At 68.7% G+C, this 16776-nt stretch carries 14 protein-coding genes and 1 pseudogene; 7 read left to right on the top strand and 8 right to left on the bottom strand.

What is annotated here, in order from left to right:
• Window positions 1–47 precede the first annotated feature (47 nt).
• The 5 genes from ACYVD0_RS07340 to ACYVD0_RS07320 all read right to left on the bottom strand — a co-directional run bounded on the left by ACYVD0_RS07340 (window position 48) and on the right by ACYVD0_RS07320 (window position 5535).
• A complete protein-coding gene (locus tag ACYVD0_RS07340) occupies window positions 48–1142 on the bottom strand; it encodes an AbrB family transcriptional regulator (RefSeq protein ID WP_460426208.1) in 1095 nt (364 codons plus the stop codon).
• A gap of 115 nt (window positions 1143–1257) precedes the next feature.
• Complete coding sequence (locus ACYVD0_RS07335) at window positions 1258–2235, bottom strand: tripartite tricarboxylate transporter substrate binding protein (RefSeq protein WP_460426207.1); 978 nt, start codon at window positions 2233–2235, stop codon at window positions 1258–1260.
• Window positions 2236–2523: 288 nt separating this feature from the next.
• The gene (locus ACYVD0_RS07330; RefSeq protein ID WP_460426206.1) at window positions 2524–4047 is read right to left on the bottom strand and encodes a tripartite tricarboxylate transporter permease; all 1524 of its coding nucleotides are present in this window, start codon (window positions 4045–4047) and stop codon (window positions 2524–2526) included.
• Window position 4048: 1 nt separating this feature from the next.
• Complete coding sequence (locus tag ACYVD0_RS07325) at window positions 4049–4507, bottom strand: tripartite tricarboxylate transporter TctB family protein (protein ID WP_460426205.1); 459 nt, start codon at window positions 4505–4507, stop codon at window positions 4049–4051.
• 47 nt (window positions 4508–4554) lie between these two features.
• Window positions 4555–5535, bottom strand: coding sequence for a Bug family tripartite tricarboxylate transporter substrate binding protein (locus tag ACYVD0_RS07320; RefSeq protein ID WP_460426204.1), 981 nt, complete (start codon window positions 5533–5535; stop codon window positions 4555–4557).
• A 387-nt stretch (window positions 5536–5922) separates the two neighbouring features.
• Here ACYVD0_RS07320 and ACYVD0_RS07315 point away from each other — a divergent pair, with 387 nt between their 5' ends.
• The 4 genes from ACYVD0_RS07315 to ACYVD0_RS07300 are packed head-to-tail and all read left to right on the top strand — an operon-like array spanning window position 5923 to window position 9900.
• Window positions 5923–6594, top strand: coding sequence for a response regulator (locus ACYVD0_RS07315; RefSeq protein ID WP_460426203.1), 672 nt, complete (start codon window positions 5923–5925; stop codon window positions 6592–6594).
• A 13-nt stretch (window positions 6595–6607) separates the two neighbouring features.
• Window positions 6608–8011 carry a sensor histidine kinase gene (locus tag ACYVD0_RS07310; RefSeq protein ID WP_460426285.1) on the top strand — a complete coding sequence of 468 codons (1404 nt, stop codon included), beginning with the start codon at window positions 6608–6610 and terminating at the stop codon, window positions 8009–8011.
• Between the two features lie 54 nt (window positions 8012–8065).
• Window positions 8066–8692 carry an IS607 family transposase gene (locus ACYVD0_RS07305; RefSeq protein ID WP_460426202.1) on the top strand — a complete coding sequence of 209 codons (627 nt, stop codon included), beginning with the start codon at window positions 8066–8068 and terminating at the stop codon, window positions 8690–8692.
• The gene (locus tag ACYVD0_RS07300) at window positions 8689–9900 is read left to right on the top strand and encodes an RNA-guided endonuclease InsQ/TnpB family protein (RefSeq protein ID WP_460426201.1); all 1212 of its coding nucleotides are present in this window, start codon (window positions 8689–8691) and stop codon (window positions 9898–9900) included. Before ACYVD0_RS07305 ends, ACYVD0_RS07300 begins: the two co-directional genes overlap by 4 nt.
• 620 nt (window positions 9901–10520) lie before the next feature.
• On the opposite strand, the pseudogene ACYVD0_RS07295 reads toward ACYVD0_RS07300, so the two are convergent.
• A pseudogene (locus ACYVD0_RS07295) lies at window positions 10521–10871 on the bottom strand (hypothetical protein); the annotation flags it as partial.
• Window positions 10872–10996: 125 nt separating this feature from the next.
• On the opposite strand from ACYVD0_RS07295, the gene ACYVD0_RS07290 reads away from it, so the two are divergent.
• From ACYVD0_RS07290 to ACYVD0_RS07280, 3 genes are read left to right on the top strand one after another with little or no spacing between them, the layout of a single operon-like run.
• Complete coding sequence (locus ACYVD0_RS07290; RefSeq protein ID WP_460426200.1) at window positions 10997–12178, top strand: efflux RND transporter periplasmic adaptor subunit; 1182 nt, start codon at window positions 10997–10999, stop codon at window positions 12176–12178.
• Window positions 12179–12183: 5 nt separating this feature from the next.
• Window positions 12184–13404: an ABC transporter permease gene (locus ACYVD0_RS07285; RefSeq protein WP_460426284.1), complete on the top strand. Its 1221-nt coding sequence runs from the start codon at window positions 12184–12186 to the stop codon at window positions 13402–13404.
• On the top strand, window positions 13397–14137 hold the full coding sequence (locus ACYVD0_RS07280; protein WP_460426199.1) for an ABC transporter ATP-binding protein: 741 nt from the start codon (window positions 13397–13399) through the stop codon (window positions 14135–14137). Before ACYVD0_RS07285 ends, ACYVD0_RS07280 begins: the two co-directional genes overlap by 8 nt.
• A 629-nt stretch (window positions 14138–14766) precedes the next feature.
• On the opposite strand, the gene ACYVD0_RS07275 is transcribed toward ACYVD0_RS07280, so the two are convergent.
• Together ACYVD0_RS07275 and ACYVD0_RS07270 are read right to left on the bottom strand one after the other, a co-directional pair.
• Window positions 14767–16071, bottom strand: a complete 1305-nt coding sequence (locus tag ACYVD0_RS07275; RefSeq protein ID WP_460426198.1) for a CE1 family esterase — start codon at window positions 16069–16071, stop codon at window positions 14767–14769.
• A gap of 32 nt (window positions 16072–16103) precedes the next feature.
• Entirely contained in the window at window positions 16104–16520 is a 417-nt protein-coding gene (locus ACYVD0_RS07270) for a CopG family transcriptional regulator (RefSeq protein WP_460426197.1), read from the bottom strand.
• Between the last annotated feature and the right edge of the window lie 256 nt (window positions 16521–16776).

The raw sequence follows: 16776 nt of genomic DNA, 5'->3' as shown, positions 1-16776 counted from the left end.
CAAGACCGATCCAGCCGGGTCCGGAGTAGCCCGGTTGGCTGCGCGGTTCAATCCCGCACGGACAGATCCCCGGCCCTGCCGATCCCCAGCCGCCCGCTACAGAGGCGGAACACCGGCCCCGCCAGAAACAGCACCAGCAGCAGGCGCAGCACCTGCATCGCGGTGACCAGCGGCACCAGCAGGTTCAGCGCCTCGGCGGTCAGGCTCATCTCGGCGATGCCGCCGGGCACCATGCCGAGCAGCAGGGCGCGCGCATCCAGGCCTGAGGCCCAGCTCATCAGCAGGGCGATGGGCACCGCGAGGAGGATCGCCGCGAGGGTCGCCAGCAGGGTGCGCAGCATGAACGCCGGGGCGCGGCGGAAGAACGAGCGGTCGAAATAACAGCCCAGGGTGCTGCCCACCAGCCACTGGCCGAACTCGCCGGCGCCGGCCGGCAGGCCGAGGTGCAGGTCGAAGGCGACGCTGTACAGGATGCTGACCAGCAGGGCGCCCAGTTGCCAGGCGTTGGGGAAGCGCCAGCGCTGGAAGGCCAGCGCGGCCAGCCAGCCGAGGGCGAACAGCAGGGCCAGCCAGGCGGCGTCGGGGCCGGGGTGGGCGACGGTGATCGTCTGCCCGCCGGCGAACAGCCAGGCATAGGTGGCAGGGATGCCGAGCAGCACCAGGGTCATCCGCAGGCTCTGGGCGGCGGCCACCTGCTGCAGGACGGCGCCGTGCCGACTGCCCAGGTTGACCATCTCGTTGGCGCCGCCGGGCATGCTGGCGAAGTAGGCGGTGGCGAAGCTTTCCCCGTAGCGCCGGTGCAGGGTGATGCCGAGGGTGCAGGTGAGCAGGGTCAGCAGGGTGCCGAGCAGCACCAGGCCGAGGTGGGCGAGGATCTGCTCCAGCACCGCCTGGTTGAAGTGCAGGCCGATACCGATGCCGAGGATCCATTGGCCGGCCTTGACGCCATGGGGCATGGCGACGGTCAGGCAGCCCAGGCAGCGCAGTGTCGCGACGCCGAGCAGCGCTCCGATCATCCAGGGCAGGGGCCAGCCCATCAACTGGGCGAGCCAGCCGCCGAGGGCGCCGGCCAGCGGGCTGAGGATCCAGGGTCGGCAGCGGACAGGCAGGCCCGCGAGGAACGGGGGGAGTCCGAGGGTCACGGCAAGGCCTCGTGCGGGGGCGACGGCGCGCGGCGCCAGGGCCGGCGGCGCGTCGCGGGGTGGGGGAGCGGGAGGGGCCCGGACGGGGCCGGGAAGGCGGGTGCCGGCGGCCGGCTCAGCGGATCAGGTCGAAGTCCCGGGCCATTTCCCGGTAGAGGGCAACCCTCTGCCGGACATGGGCCTCCAGGGCGTCGCCGGTCAGGGCGTAGGGGAACAGCTCGTAACGGTCGCGCAGGTCGGCGAAGTCCTCGGAGGCGAGCAGGTGGTCGAAGGCGTTCTTCCACCAGGCGTAGTCGGCATCGCTCACCTTCGGCCCCATGTAGAAGCCGCGCAGCACCGGCCAGACCACGTCGTAGCCCTGCTCGCGGGCGGTGGGGATGGCGGCCATCGCCGGCTCGTCCAGGCGCTGTTCGGAGAACACCGCGAGCAGGCGGATGGCGCCGCTGTTCAGGTGCGGCATGGAGTCGGAAATGTCGGTGCTGCCCACGTGGACGTGGCCGCCGACCAGCGCCGTCGAAATTTCCCCGCCGCCCTCCAGGGCGACGTAGTGCAGCTCGCGCGGAGCGATGCCGGCCAGCCGGGCGAGCAGGGCGAGCTGCATCCAGTCCTGGCTGCCGATGGTGCCCGACGTGCCGATCACCACCGAACCCGGGTCTTTGCGCAGCGCCGCGAGCAGATCGTCGAGCGTCTGGTAGGGCGAGTCGGCGCGCACCGCCAGGGCGCCGTAGCTGGTGCCGATCACCGCCAGCCAGCGCACGGCGGTTTCGTCGAAGCGGCCGAACTTGCCCAAGGCGAGGTTCAGCAGCGAGCCGCTGGAGAAGGCGACCAGGGTGCCGGGCTCGGCCGGTCGCTGCGCGACTATGGTGTTGTAGGCCACCGCGCCGACGCCGCCCGGCATGTAGGAGAGGTGCAGCGGCTGGTGGGTCAGCCCGGCCTCCTGCAGTGCCTGGCGCGCCAGCTTGCAGACCAGGTCGAAACCGCCGCCCGGCGCGGCGGGGGCGATGCATTCCGGGGAGACGGGCTCGGCGGCCCGGGCGCTGCACAGCAGCAGCACGGCAGCCGCCAGCAGGACACGACGGATCGATGGGCCCATGGATGTATCCTCCGCTGCGGGTCATGCGCAGGCGCTCGCCCGGGCCGGGGCATGGCCGGGCGCCGGCAGGCACAGGATACAGGGACAAGGGCGGTGATGCAGGGCGGCGGACGTGGAGCGGAGAGGGGAAGAGCAGGGCATGCGGGGGAATTCCATCTTTGTTGTCGTCGCCGGCCGCGGGAGTGCGGCTGGCGATCTTGGCATCCGAGCCTAGTGCGGCAGGCTTTCTCCAGGCTTTCAGCCGGCGTGCGGGCCGCCCCGGGTGAAGTCCGGGCGACCCGCAGGCGGTCATTCCGGCAGGGCGACCGGCTCGACCTGACGGCGGGCGGCGCGGCGGCGCCAGATGCGCAGCAGCGGCAGGGCCAGCATCAGCACCGCCAGCGCCCAGGTGCCCTGGGCGATGCCGCTCGACCAGAGGATGCCCAGCTCGCCGTTGGAGATCGACAGGGCGCGGCGCAGGTTCTGCTCCATGTGGCCGCCGAGGATGAAGCCGAGCAGCAGCGGCGACAGCGGGAAGTCGAGCTTGCGCAGGACGTAGCCGAGGATGCCCACCGCGACCATCAGCAGCAGGTCGAAGGTGGTGGCGTGCACGGCATAGACGCCGATGGAGGTGATGATGGCGATCAGCGGCACCAGCGCCCAGTTCGGCACGGCGAGGATGCGGGTGAACACCTTGATCATCGGCACGTTGAGCACGAGCAGCATCAGGTTGGCGACGAACAGCGAGGCGATCAGGCCCCAGACCAGCTCCGGCTCGTTCTGGAACAGCAGGGGGCCGGGGGTGATGTTGTACAGCGTCAGCGCGCCGATCATTACCGCCGTGGTCCCCGAGCCAGGCACGCCGAGGGTCAGCATCGGCACCATGGCGCCGCAGCAGGAGGCGCCGATGGCGGTTTCCGGGGCGGCCAGGCCGCGGATGTCGCCTTTGCCGAACTGGCCGTCGGCGCCGGCCATGCGCTTCTCGGTCATGTAGGCGAGGGCGCTGGCCAGGGTAGCGCCGGCGCCGGGCAGCACGCCGACGATGAAGCCGCCGATGCCGCAGCGCAGGTTGAGCAGGAACACCCGGCGCGCCTCGTTGAAATTGAACAGCATGCGCCCGGTGGTCTTGACCGCCTGCTGGCCGTGGTGGGTCTTCTCCAGCAGCAGGAGGATCTCGCTGACCGAGAACAGCCCGAGCACCAGGACCACGAACTGGATGCCGTCGGCGACGTGGATGCTGTCGAAGGTGAAGCGGTACACGCCGCTGTTGGCGTCGATCCCCACGCAGGACAGAAAGAGTCCGAGCAGCGCGGCGACCAGGGTCTTCATCGGCTTGTCACCGGCCATTCCGGCCATTGCCACGATGGCCAGGACCATCAGCACGAAGTACTCGGCCGGGCCGAAGGCGATCGCCCACTTGGCCAGCATCGGGGCGAACAGCACCATGCCGCAGGTGGCGATGAAGGCGCCGAGGAAGGAGCTCCAGGCCGACAGCGACAGGGCGACCCCGGCCAAGCCCTGGCGGGCCATGGGATAGCCGTCCAGGGTGGTCATCAGGGTAGAGGCCTCGCCCGGGATGTTGAGCAGGATCGAGGAGATCCGCCCGCCGTATTCGCAGCCGAGGTAGACCGCGGCCAGGAGGATCAGCGCCGACTCCGGCGGCAGGCCGAAGGCGAAGGCCACCGGGATCAGCAGGGCCACGCCGTTGATCGGGCCGAGGCCCGGCAGCAGGCCGACCACGGTGCCGACCACGGTGCCGATCAGGGCGATCAGCAGGTTGCTCGGGGTCAGCGCGACGCCGAAGCCTTGCATCAGGAAGTTGAGGGTGTCCATGTCAGATCTCCAGGCCGGCGAAGATGCCGAGCGGCAGGGGCACGTCGAGCAGGCGGTCGAACAGCAGGTAGAGGCCGACCGCCAGCGCGGCACCGAGGCCGAGACTGGGCAGCCAGCGGCCGCCGTAGAGCCGGGCGAAGCACAGCCCGGTCAGGGTGCTGGCGGGAATGAAGCCGAGCGGCTCGAAGGCCAGGGCAAAGCCCAGCAGCAGGGCGATGCACAGGCCCACTTTGCTCAGGGTCTGCGCGTTGGGCGGCGGCTCGTCGGGGTCGTGCTCCAGCGGCGTGGGATGGATCAGCAGGTAGACCAGGCCGGCGGCCAGGAGCCCCAGCATCAGCAGGGGAAAGGCCCGCGGCCCGACCGGCTCGTAGGCGAACGGCGCCTGGTAGGCGGAACCGATGTAGATCATGGCCAGCACGGGCACGAGCCAGGCGGCCAGGAACAGGCGTTGCAGCAGCATGATGGCGTCCTCGGGCGAAGACCCCGGCGGGGGCTTCGCCGCTCGAATCACTGGGTGAGGCCGAATTCCCGGGCCAGCTCGCGGAAGCGGGCGACTTCCTTCGTCACGTGGGCCTGCAGCTCGGGACCGGTCATGGCGAAGGGGAACAGCTCGCGCTGGTCGCGCAGGCGGGCGAAGTCCTCGGAGGCGAGCAGGCGGTCGAAGGAGTCCTTCCACCAGGCGTAGTCGGCGTCGCTCACCTTGGGTCCCAGGTAGTAGCCACGGATCACTGGCCAGACCACGTCGTAGCCCTGTTCGCGGGCGGTGGGAATGCCGGCCATCGCAGGCTCATCCAGGCGCTGCTCGGACAGCACCGCGAGGATGCGCATGCCGCCGCTCTCCACATGGACCATGGAGTCGGAGATATCGGTGCTGGCCACCTGGATGTGCCCGCCGAGCAGCGCGGTGGCGATCTCGCCGCCGCCCTCCATGGCCACGTAGCGCATCTTGCGCGGATCGACGCCGACAGCCTTGGCGAACAGGGCGGTCTGCATCCAGTCCTGGCTGCCGACGGTGCCGCCCGAGCCGATCACTACCTGTTCGGGGTTCTCCTTGAGCGCGGCGGCCAGGTCGGCGAGGGTCTTGTAGGGCGAGTCGGCGCGCACGGCGATGGCGCCGTAGCTGGTGCCGACCGCCGCCAGCCACTTCACGGCGTTCTCGTCGAAGCGGCCGAACTTGCCCTGAGCGATGTTGAGCAGCGAGCCACTGGAGAAGGCAGTCAGGGTGCCGGGGTCGGCCGGGCGCTGGGCGACGATGGTGTTGTAGGCCACCGCGCCGACGCCGCCCGGCATGTAGGTGACGCGCATCGGCTTCTCCAGCAGCTTCGCGTCGACCAGCGCGCTCTGCACCAGCTTGCAGGTGAGGTCGAAACCGCCGCCGGGGGCGGCCGGGGCGATGCATTCGGGACGCCGGGGCTCGGCGCTCAGCGGAGCGGACAGCAGCACGGCCGAGCCGGCCGCCAGCAGGGTGTTGCGCAGCGATGGGCGCATGGAGGTTTTCCTCTGGTTTGTTGTTGTTGTCGCAGGAAATGCGGTTTCAGACGGACGGGCAGGCTGTCGCGGGCGGGCGCCGGCGGCGGGCACGAGCCAGGAGAAAGGCGGTCTGGAGCGGGCGGGCGCGCAGGGGCGCCACCGGGGCGAACGGGGTGCGGGACATAACAGTGGTTTCCATTGTTGTTGTTGTCGGGTAGCCGCATCACTGCACGGCGGCTGCCGGGGCGAGGCTCGTCCGTGGTGGTTTGGCGGACCCGGCGAGCGACTCTGAGAGCTATCTTAGAGAGCCAAGCTTTCGCCAAGCTTTCGCCGGTGATCCCCGCTGATCAATCTGGCTTCGTGCCTGTACACTGGCCGGTATTCCCCCAGCCTGCGGAGACCGGCATGCGAATTCTATTGGTCGAGGATCACGCCCCGCTGGCCGACAGCGTGGCCCAGGCGCTCCGCGCGGCGGGGCTGACCGTGGACGTCCTGCACGACGGGGTGGCCGCCGACCTGGCGCTGTCCAGCGAGGATTTCACTCTGGTGGTGCTCGACGTGGGGCTGCCCCGGCTCGACGGCTTCGAGGTGCTGGCCCGCCTGCGCGAGCGTGGCAACCGGGTGCCGGTGCTGATGCTCACCGCCCGCGCCGAGGTCAAGGACCGGGTGCAGGGGCTGAACCTCGGCGCCGACGACTACCTGGCCAAGCCCTTCGAGCTGACCGAGCTGGAAGCGCGGGTCAAGGCCCTGCTGCGGCGCAGCGTGCTCGGCGGCGAGCGCCAGCAGCGCTGCGGCGAGCTGGTCTACGACCTGGCCACCAGCCGCTTCAGCCTGGCCGGCGAGCCGCTGAGCCTGACCGCCCGCGAGCAGGCCGTGTTGAGCGCGCTGATCGCCCGGCCGGGGCGGGTGATGAGCAAGGAGCAGCTGGCCTCCCAGGTGTTCGGCCTGGACGACGAGGTCAGTCCCGAGGCCATCGAGATCTACATCCACCGCCTGCGCCGCAAGCTGGAGGCGAGCGCGGTGCGCATCGTGACCTTCCGCGGCCTCGGCTACCTGCTGGAGGCGCGCGGTGAATGAGCCGGCCGGCGGCATCCGCGTCGACGGCAGCCTGCGCGGCCGCCTGCTGCGGCGCATGGCCGGGCTGCTGGCGGTGCTGCTGGCGATCAGCGGACTGACTGCCTACTACAACGGCCGCCAGGCCGCCGACCGGGCCTACGACCGCACCCTGCTGGCCTCGGCGCGGAGCATCGCCGCCGGACTCTCCGAAACCGACGGCAGCCTGCGCGCGGATATCCCCTATCTGGCCCTGGACAGCTTCGCCTTCGACAGCGCCGGGCGCATCTACTACCAGGTGCTGGACATCCACGGCCAGCTGCTGTCCGGCTACGAGAACCTCCCCGGGGCGCCGGTGGACACCCTGCTGACCCGCGACTACCCGGCCCTGGCGCGCTTCTACGACGCGCACTACCGGGGCCAGAGCGTGCGGGTGGTCAGCCTGCAGCAGCCGGTCAGCGAAACCACGCTCAGCGGCATGGCGGAAATCCGCGTGGCCGAGACCGAGGAGGCCCGCGAGCGCATGGCCCGCGGCCTGCTCGTCGACACCCTGCTGCGCATGGGCCTGCAGGCGGTCGGCGCCATGGCCCTGGCCTGGTTCGTGGTGACCGCCGCGCTGCGCCCGCTGGAGCGCCTGCGCCAGGCAGTGGAGGAGCGCTCCCCGGAGGACCTGCGGCCCTTGCCGAGGGTCACGGTGCAGCGCGAACTGCTGCCGCTGGTCTCCGCTCTGAACCTGTTCACCGGCCGCCTGCGCCACCTCCTGGAGCGCCAGTCGCAGTTCATCGCCGACGCCGCCCACGAGCTGCGCACGCCGCTGGCGGCACTCAAGGCGCGCCTCGAGCTGGGCCTGCGCGAGCGCGACCCGGACGCCTGGTACCGCACCCTGGAGGAGGCCCGGCAGAACGGCGACCGGCTGTCCCACCTGGCCAACCAACTGCTCTCCTGGGCGCGGATCGAAAGCAGCGCCCAGGCGATTGCCGAGGGCGGCGCCGAGCCGGTCGAGCTGGGCAGTCTGTGCCGCGAACTGGGCCTGGCCCTGGCGCCCCTGGCACACGCCCGCGGCGTGGCGCTGGCCTTCGAGGGGCACGGTGAGGTCTGGGTGACGGGCGAGCCTACGCTGCTCAACGAACTGCTCAGCAACCTGGTGGACAACGCCCTGGCGCATACCCCGCCGGGCGGCAACGTGATCCTGCGGGTAGCCGCGCCCGCCGTGCTGGAGGTGGAGGACGACGGCCCGGGCATCCCGGAGAGCGCCCGGCAGAGGGTCTTCGAGCGCTTCCAGCGGCTCGACCCGCAGCGCGGCGGCGCCGGGCTGGGGCTGGCGATCGTCGGCGAGATCTGCCGGGCGCACCAGGCGGCCATCCGGCTGCTGGATGGGGCCAGTGGAGGGCTGCGGGTGCGGATCGAGTTTCCGCCAGTGAGAGGGGAGGATTTTTCGTAGAGGGCTTTAACAGTTTGATTGAAGCACCATCATAGCTCTGCAATGCTATCCAATATGGATAGATTAGTAAGCATTGGTGAAGCCGCCAAGGCGCTGGGCGTGTCGATCACGACGCTGCGCCGCTGGGAGGCATCGGGCAAACTGGTTGCCGAGCACACGGCAGGCGGCCACCGCCGCTACGACCTCGCCAAACTGAAGCCTGAGCTGTTCCGTTCGGAGGCCGAGGCCTGCCGCAGGACGGTGGCCTACGCTCGCGTTTCCAGCCACGACCAGAAGGACGACCTGGAGCGCCAGAAGCAGGCGCTGGAGCTGTACTGCGCCCGCCAGGGCTGGACGTTCGAGGTGATCGCCGACCTGGGCTCCGGCATGAACTACCAGAAGAAAGGGCTCAAGCGCCTGCTGGAATCCATCATCGAGGGGCAGGTCGGGCGACTGGTCATCACCCACAAGGATCGCCTGCTGCGCTTCGGTGCTGAACTGGTGTTCGCCATCTGCGAGGCGAAGAGCGTCGAGGTGGTCATCCTGAACCAGGGTGAGGACACTACCTTCGAGGAGGATCTGGCCAAGGATGTGCTGGAGATCAGCACCGTATTCAGCGCCCGGCTGTACGGCTCCCGCAGCCGCAAGAACCAGAAGCTGCTCGATGGCGTGAAAAAAGCGGTGGAGGACGCGCAGTCGTGATCCTCGCCCACAAGATCGCCCTCGATCCCCACAACGCACAGGCGACCTACTTCGCCCGTGCGGCGGGCGTGGCGCGCTTCGCGTTCAACTGGGCGCTGGTGGAATGGGGGCGGCAGTACGAGGCGCACAAGGCCGACCCGGCGCAACCCAAGCCGTCGCAGGCCGCGCTGCGCCGCCAGCTCAACGCCATCAAGCGCGAGCAGTTCCCCTGGATGCTCGAAGTCACCAAGAACGCCCCGCAGATGGCCATCATCCAGCTCGGGGAGGCATTCAAGAATTTCTTCGCCGGCCGGGCCAAGCACCCCCGGTTCCGCCGTAAAGGCATGCACGACCGCTTCACCCTGACCAACGATCAGTTCGCTCTCGACGGCTGCCGCATCCGCATCCCCAATCTCGGCTGGGTGCGGATGCGGGAGGCGTTGCGCTTCTCCGGCAAGATCCTCTCGGCCACGATTTCCCGCGTGGCTGACCGCTGGTTCGCCAGCATCACCGTGGATACCCAGGACCTGACCCACCTGCCCAAAGCCGAAAACCAAGGCGTGGTCGGTGTGGATCTGGGGGTGTCCACGCTGGCCACGCTCACGACGGGCGAGGTGATCGCCGGGCCGAAGGCGCATGCCGTCCTGCTCAAGCGCCTGCGTCGGCTGTCGCGCAGCCTGAGTCGCAAGCAGAAGGGGTCGGCCAACAGCAAGAAGGCCCGCGCCCGGCTGGCCCGCCTGCACGCCCGGATCGCCAACATCCGCCAGGACGCCCTGCACCAGCTCACCACGAGTCTGACCCGCCGATTTCCGGTGATCGGCATCGAGGACTTGAACGTGGCCGGGATGTTGAAGAACCGCGGGCTGGCACGCGCCATCGCGGACATGGGGTTCTTCGAGTTCCGCCGCCAGCTCGACTACAAGAGCGAGATGCGCGGTGGCGAGGTGGTGGTGGCGGATCGCTGGTTCGCCAGCAGCAAGACCTGCTCGTGCTGCGGGCATGTGCGGGAGAGCCTGCCGTTGGCGGTGCGTACCTGGACGTGCCCAGACTGCCAGACCCGGCACGACCGGGACGGCAACGCGGCAATCAATCTGAAGCATTACACCGTGAGTTCCACGGTGTCAGCCTGTGGAGGGGAAGGCGCTGGCCCTGGCGGCAACGCCAGGGTGAAACCGGCCCCGTCGAAGCAGGAAGTTAGCAAAAAGCTACCTATGGGTAGCTTTGGATAGGTCTAACAGAACGGAATAGGCACGTTTCTCGGGTGCATGACGAAACGCTTTCCTCAGCCCCACCGACAGATTCTGCCTTTCACGGTGGGTCACTTTTGTCAGTCGCGCCTGCCCGGCCGGGACAAAAGTAACCAAAAACGCTTGCCCCTATCATCCGGCCCTGCGCTTCGCTCCGGATTCCCTCCGTCGCCGCCCCAGGGGCCCGCTGCGAAGGGCCATCCATGGCCCTCGCAGCTCTCGCGGCATCCATGCCGCTCGACCCCTTGCGCGATGACTCCGCTCGGCCTCCTGAAAGGGGCGTTCGGCGCTGCCTGTTGGTCTCTGCATGAAGAGCAAAAGCAAGGCTGCAGCCAGCTTGCTTTTAGGCTTTCCGCCCAACCTTCAGCTCACTCCCCTGTCCCGTCAGGAGGCCGAGTGCCGGAGCGAGGGAACCCGTAATGGAGCGCAGCGCAGTGAAGGGCCGGATGTCTGGTGCCCTTCTTCCTTGGTTCCTTTCTTCTTGGGCAAGCAAGAAGAAAGGAACTCGCCGTGCAAGGCGAAACCTGTCGCTCGTGCCGAGGAAAGCGCTTCGTCCGCACACCCAGTGCTCGGGCCAACAAGCCCAACTCAATCGTTCCTGGTCAGTTGATGCTATACCCCCGCCCACTCAGACAAGCCCCCAACGCCCGCCGGTGGTAGTAGTCCGCCGTGGCCACCGCCGGCGCCTGGCTCGCGGTGGACGGGTCGAAACCACTCTGGTTGACCGCCCAGCGATGGCACTTATAACTAACGGTCGCGCGCCTGCTGGTCCTGGCTCTGCCCGGCCGACGGATAGGCGATCACCGTAGCTGCCGGCCGGCAGCGCCGGGACCGCGGGCGGCGGCTGGACTACCACGTACTGCTTGCGGTCGACACTCCACCGGTAGTAGGTGCCAGCGGCGAGGAAGTACAGGATGCTGCCCGACCCACACCTCGCGGGCGAAGTCCGGCAGGCCGTGGCCAGGGCCGCTTACACCGGCTCGCGCATCGCCTGCTGAAGCGTCCCGTTGGTGCTTCGCTTGCTATGCTGGGGGCGTCCGTCACGACTGGCCACCCTGGCCGGATTCGAGGAGACCCGGTGCTTGCTCCCCTACGCTTGCGTTTCTTCTGGCTCGCCCTGCTGTCGCTGGCTATCGTCGGCGGATGGCTCTGGCGCAGCTGGCGGGGCCCCGAGCTGCCCGGCTATCGTCTAGAGTTGCGGCCGCTGGTGCAGCGGGTGGTGGCCAGCGGTGAGGTGGGCAGCCAGTCCGTCGCCCAGGTCGGCAGCGAGATCACCGGGGTGGTAATGGCCCGGCACGTGCGCGAGGGCGATGCAGTGCATGCCGGCGACCTGCTGCTTGAACTGCGCGACGACGAGCAGCGGGCCCGCGTGCGCGAGGCCGAGGCGGCGCTGGAGCAACTGCTGCATTCCACCCGCCCGCAGGCCGAGGCGCTGTTGCGCGAAACCCAGACCAACCTGGAGCAGGCGCGCCGCGAGCGGGAGCGCCGCGACATCCTCTCCGAGCGCCGGGTGATCGCCGCCGAGGAGCGCGAGCAGGCGCGCCGCGCCGAGACGGCCGCGCGGGTGGCCCACGAGCGTGCGCGCCTTGCCGCGGCGGCCCTCTCCGAAGGCGGCAGCGAGGAGCAGGTGCTGCGCCAGCGCCTGGAGGCGGCCCGCGTGGAACTGTCGCGCACACGTATTCACGCCCAGGTCGACGGCATCGTGCAGACCCGGGCGGTGGAGCCGGGCGATCTGGTGCAGCCGGGCCGCACCCTGCTGGAGATCGCCCGCGCAGGCGGCCGCGAGATCCTCCTGCCGCTGGACGAGAAGGACCTGGCGCCGGTCGTGCCCGGGCAGCTCGCCCGGGTGGTGGCCGACGCCTATCCCGAGCGGATCCTCGCCGCCCGGGTCAGCTACCTGGCCCCGGCCGTGGATACCAGTCGCGGCACCCTCGACGTGCATCTGGACCTGCTCGAGGCGGCCGATTTCCTGCGCCAGGGCATGACGGTGTCGGTGAACATCGAGACCGGCCGCCGCGAGCAGGCGCTGGTGCTGCCCAACGATGCCGTGCAGGGGCGCGACGGCTCGCGTGGCGAGGTGCTGCGCCTGCAGGACGACCGGGTGGAGCGAGTGCCGGTACGTCTGGGGTTGCGCGGCACCGCGCTCAGTGAAGTGCTCGAGGGCCTGGCGCCCGGCGACCGGGTGCTGGCCGTGGCGGCCGAGGAAGGCCGGCGCGTGCGCTGGCGCGAGCAGCCGTTGCCCCTGGGCCGGGCGGACTGATGGCGATGGGCCTGGCCGGGTCGCTGTGGCTCGAATGGAAGATCGCCCTGCGCTTTCTCCTCGACAACTACCTGCAGACCCTGCTGATCCTGGTCGGGATCACTGTTGGTTGTGCAGTGATCGTATTCATCACCGCGCTGGTCACCGGGCTGCAGAGCAACGTCATCGCGCGCACCCTGGGTACCCAGGCGCACATCCGCATGCTGCCGCCGGACGAGGTCAACCGCGTCCTGCCCGCCCCGCCTGGGGTGGTTGCCCTCGACCTGGAAAACCCGCGGCCGCAACGCCTGCGTTCGATCAGCAACTGGCAGGACGTGCGCGACGTGCTCGACCGGGAGCCCAGCATCCTCGCCGTGTCGCCGGTGGTCAGCGGTCCGGCCATGGGCCGGCGCGGCGTGGCGCGGGCCTCCGTCTCCCTGCTGGGCATCGATCCCGAGCGCTACCAGCGCGTGGTGCCGGTGGCCGACGACCTGATCGCCGGGCGTTTCGAGGTCGGCGTCGGGCATGCCGTGATCGGCAAGGAGCTGGCCGGCGACCTGGGCCTGGACCTGGGCGACAAGCTGCGCCTGGATGCCGGCGAGGGGCGCGAGGCGATCGTCGACATCACTGGCATTTTCGAGCTCGGCGTGCGCGAGCTGGATGCCCGCCACGTCTACCTGGATCTCAAGCAGGCGCAGACCCTGCTCGACCTGCCCGGCGCGGTGACGGTGATCGACACCAAGGTCGGCGACATCTTCGCCGCCGAGGACATCGCCGTGCGCCTGGCCCGGCTCACCGGGCTGAAGGCCGAGAGCTGGATGGCCACCAACGGCGAGCTGCTCAATGCGCTGCGCTCGCAGACCATGACCACCCAGATGATCCGTATCTTCGTCGGCCTCTCGGTGGCCTTCGGCATCGCCAGCGTGCTGGCGGTGAGCGTGGTCCAGCGCACCCGCGAGATCGGCATCCTGCGCGCCATGGGCAGTCCGCGCGGGCAGATCCTGCGGGTCTTCCTGATCCAGGGCGGGCTGCTCGGGCTGCTCGGCTCGGGGGTAGGCGGGGCGCTGGCCTGGGTCTTGGTGCAGGCCTTCAACCGCTTCGGCGCGCGGCTGTTCGAGATCCTGGTCGAGCCGACCCTGATTCCCGGCGCCATGGCGGTGGCGACCCTCACCGGCGTGCTCGCCGCCGCCGTGCCGGCGCGCCGCGCCGCCCGCTACGACCCGGCGGTGGCGATCCGTTATGTCTGAGTCCGTGAACGGCCCCAGCGAGGTGCTGCGCCTGGCCGGCGTGCGCAAGGTCTACAACCCCGGCACGCCGCAGGAGAGCGAGGTGCTGCACGGCATCGACCTGCGTCTGGAACGCGGCGAGCTGACCGCGCTGATCGGTCCGTCCGGCTCGGGCAAGAGCACCCTGCTCAACGTCATCGGCCTGCTCGACAGCCCGACCGCCGGCGAGCTCTACCTGCAGGGCCGGGCGACCCGCGAGCTGGACGACGCGGCACGCACCCGCCTGCGCAACCAGGCGATCGGCTTCGTCTTCCAGTTCCACCACCTGATCCCGGCCTTCAGCGTGCTGGACAACGTGCTGATGCCGCTGATGATCCGCCACGGCAAGCCCGGTGCCGAGGACATCGACCGCGCTCGCGGTCTCCTGGCCGAGGTCGGGCTCGAGGGCTTCGCCGGGAAGAAGGCCACCGAGCTGTCCGGCGGCCAGCAGCAGCGCGTCGCCATCGCCCGCGCGTTGGTCAGCCACCCGGCCCTGCTGCTGGCCGACGAGCCGACCGGTAACCTGGATACCCATACCGCGGAAAACGTCTTCGAACTGTTCCGCCGCTTCAACGCGCAGTTCGGCTGCGCGGTGCTGGTGGTCACCCACGACCCGCGCCTGGCGGCTGGCTGCGCCCGTACGGTCGAGCTGGTGGATGGGCGGATCGTCAGCGACCTGCGTGAGCAGTCCGACCCAGCCTCTGCCGCGCAGTAGCAGGTCGAGCGAAACCGAAGAGCCGAGGGGGGACCAGCGATCCTGTATACCCGGCCAGCCAACGAGACTCCCCGCAGCCATGTATGGGTGGATGCAACCCGCCAGCAACCTGCTTCGTCAGTTGATGCTGTACCCCCGCCTGCTCAGACAGGCCCCCAGCGCCCGCCGGTAGTCGTCCGCAGTGGCAGCCGCCGGTGTCTGGCTCGTGGTGGACGGATCGAAGCCGCTCTGGTTGACCGCCCAGCGATGCTCTCGCAATGGTCGCGTGCCTGCTGGTCCTGGCTCTGCCCGCCCTACGGGTAGGCGATCGCCTCGTGGCTGCTGGCCGGCAGCGCCGGGGCCGCGGGCGGCGGCTGGACCACCACGTACTGCTTGCAGTCGGCATTTCACAGTAGAAAGGGCTGTCAGAGCAGGGTAAAGGATGGGTAAGGGAGAGAGTGTGTATTTGTAGTGGAGTGGGCACTGGGGTTGGTGTCAGGACGATTGCTGCTCCATCAGTCCTTTCGCCGCATCCATGCGGCTCAACCAGCTGGACAGCCCCGAAACCCGGCACCACCGTCTCCGCTGGCGCCGGGAGCGTTCGAACGGATCTCCGCTTGCCTCGACGGCTCTGCGTTCCGCGCTCGAATTCAATCGAAAGGGTGCGTGAGAAAGAAGCGCATCATTTCCCTCGTCGCGTCCGGGCCCTGAGGATCGGTATAGGAGCCGCGGGTGCTGCCCCCGGACCAGGCGTGACCCCCGCCGTGAATCGTCCACTGCTCCACGTGCGGCAAGCCGCTCGGGTGGTGATAGATGGTACGGGTGTAGGCATGCCCCTTCGGCGCCTGGCCCCGTTCCACCTTCACATCCACATCCGGATTCGCGCCGGTTTTCGGCTGGGCAGCGGGGCGGGAGGCGGTCGGCGAAAACTGGATGATCACCTGGTCGCCATTGCCAGGATGAACAGTCGTATCGCAGTCCCCATGGAAGACGATGATTGGGACGGGACGTGCGGGCGCTCTGCCGTTTCCTGCGCTCGTCGCCTGCTGCCCGGCGCGCTTGGCTCCCTGCTGCATCGCGGCGAATGCGGAAGGCAGGTCGTGCGCGGCCGCGTGGGGCAGCCCGGAATGGATGCCGGCAGCGGCATACAGGTCGGGGTAGGTCATCGCCATCGTCGTTGCCATTGCGCCGCCGGCCGACAGGCCGGCGACATAGATACGCCGCGGATCGGCCTTGTAGCTTGCCGCGACAGTGCGCGTCATGCCGGCGATCAGCGATGGCTCGCCCTGGTCGGCGCGCTGGTCCGTCGGATTGAACCAGTTCCAGCATCTCGAACAATTCGCCGCGGTCGACTGGGCCGGATAAAGCACGAGACAGGGCTCCTGCTCGGCAAATTCGTTCATGCGGGTGCCGGCGGCAAAGTCGTCCGGACTTTGTGTGCACCCATGCAGCATGACGACCAGGGGCAACGGCTGCCCCTGATAGCCACTCGGGACATACAGCTTGTAGCTGCGGGTACCCGCAGGATTGGTGTACGAGCCCGTAATGAATCTGGCGCCCTCAGGTATCGCATCCGGCGCTTGCTGGGGGATGATCGGGTCGAAGACCGGCGTCGGTCCCCGGAAATTGACCAGTTTCTCGCGCAGGGTGGCACCGAAGCGCGACGACGGGAAGATCGGTTCGATAACGGTTTCGCGCTTGTCCCAGGTGTATGCCTTATCCCGGTCAACGTTCTGCGTCGTGCTGTCCGTGGCAAACGGGCTGCTATCGATGACGCGGAAGCTGCCTTCGATCACCGTTTCCCCTGCGCTGCTTTTCGAGGAGGGATTGGCCGTGGGCTGTGGCGCCGAGTGCCCCCCCAGCGCACGTTGAATGAGGGCCGTTGCTTCGAGAAGCTGGCCGGAGCGCGTCAGCCGTGTGGCTTCGAGCAGGTCGGAATTGGGTTGTACGTTCATTGGATTGAGTCTCCTTGGGGCCGCTCTTGCGGTCACCTGATTCGGCCCGCCAGCGCGGCCTTCACCGCGGCGCTGGCATGGAGCGCGCCGAGCACGACGATCGAATCGATCGTCGCCAGCGCGAGTTCGGGAGGTACATCCGTTGCAATGCTAGCAAGTCCCAGGACCTGGATCTGGAGCTTTTGTCCGGCTGCCTGCACGGCCTCCAGATCGCGGCGGGTGTAGTGCTGCAGGCCGAGGACGAAGGTCTTGCGGGCGGCCGTTTCACGAATCACTTCGGCATGAGGCGCCAATTGATTTCGAATCGCCGTGCGAATGAAATCGGTTCGATTCGAATAAAAGCCTTCCTGAACCAGCAGGTCGATCTGTCCCAGGTCGACGACCCCCAGGTTGATCGTGATCTTTTCGGTCGTTTCTCCGGCCTTCGGTCGAAATTCGTGAATGCTCATTTCCATCCCCTCGCCATCTATATGGATGGTAGTCCAGATTAAGTAACAGCGAAGTCAAGGCTTGATTCGAGGACTCCTTTCCGACGGCCGGGGCGCTGGATGAGTGGGGAAGGGCATCGGCAAGGGTGACATCCTCTGGGAAGCCGGGCGTAAACCAAGGATGCGCGTCGACAGCGAATAAGCATCCCAGCGGTTAGATTGAGTCGAGTTCGGCGAGATGCGAAAAATGCGCGGTGATGCCGGACCAGTGGGGAGT

This window comes from Azotobacter armeniacus (genome assembly GCF_054779355.1).
The sequence above is the reverse complement of the archived record's forward strand: the minus strand, read 5'-3'. Positions and strand labels throughout refer to the sequence as shown.